This window comes from Polaromonas sp. P1_G2 (assembly GCF_056405515.1).
The window spans coordinates 1-384 of sequence record NZ_JBFUBY010001564.1 but is presented as its reverse complement, the minus strand read 5'-3'; the positions used below and the strand labels follow the sequence as shown (position 1 = coordinate 384).

Below are 384 nucleotides of genomic sequence, written 5' to 3'. Positions count from 1 at the left end.
ATATGATCCCGTCCGCCTCTATCCCTTGCACGCCAATCTGCATTTCAAAGATTGGAAATATTCCAATGGCAGCCCAACGCAGCGCAAGGAAGAGTCTGCACACGACTACGATTTGAAGCTCACGACTACCGATCCGAAGGCCGGCAAAGTCGATGCAATGTTGAATGCCGTGACAGAGAACTTTCGGATAAGAGTAACCGGCCAAGAGTTTCACGGTCAGCCGCTGGAAATCTCGGGGGCCTCCGTCATCGACACCGACAATGTCACGGGTATCGACCTGGAAACCGTACAACAGGTCTTCAAAATGTTTGTCGTGAACGGCGCACCGTCGCTTGGTGCCTTGAATCCCGAGCAGCGGCAGGAGCTTTCCAAACTCCTTAAGCC

1 protein-coding gene is annotated in these 384 nt (G+C 53.1%); it reads left to right on the top strand.

The window, feature by feature from the left end; genetic code table 11:
- Positions 1–25: 25 nt before the first annotated feature.
- On the top strand, positions 26–384 hold a 359-nt coding region (locus AC1D0P_RS31560; protein WP_477680328.1), incomplete at its 3' end, for a hypothetical protein.